Below are 254 nucleotides of genomic sequence, written 5' to 3'. Positions count from 1 at the left end.
AACTGTTCGAAGCGGTGCGCGACAAATTCGGCTTCGACACGCATTTGCTGCATGACGTCCACCACCGTTTGACGCCGATCGAAGCGGCGCGCCTCGGCAAGTCGGTCGAGCCGTATCGGCTCTTCTGGATGGAAGACCCGACGCCTGCCGAAAACCAGGCCGGCTTCCGGCTGATTCGCGAGCATACGGTCACGCCGATCGCGGTCGGCGAAGTCTTCAACAGCATTTGGGATTGCAAACAGTTGATCGAGGAG

The 254-nt window shown here is 59.8% G+C and carries 1 protein-coding gene; it reads left to right on the top strand.

The genetic code is table 11. The features are described 5' to 3' along the window. Positions 1-254 (top strand): enolase C-terminal domain-like protein (locus SB725_RS32540; RefSeq protein WP_410923619.1); only part of this gene is annotated, 254 nt, incomplete at both ends.

Origin of the sequence: Pseudomonas sp. SIMBA_041 (assembly GCF_046535095.1) — a bacterium.
In the GTDB taxonomy this organism is placed as follows: domain Bacteria; phylum Pseudomonadota; class Gammaproteobacteria; order Pseudomonadales; family Pseudomonadaceae; genus Aquipseudomonas; species Aquipseudomonas mucoides.
This window is presented reverse-complemented; position numbering and strand designations above follow the sequence as displayed.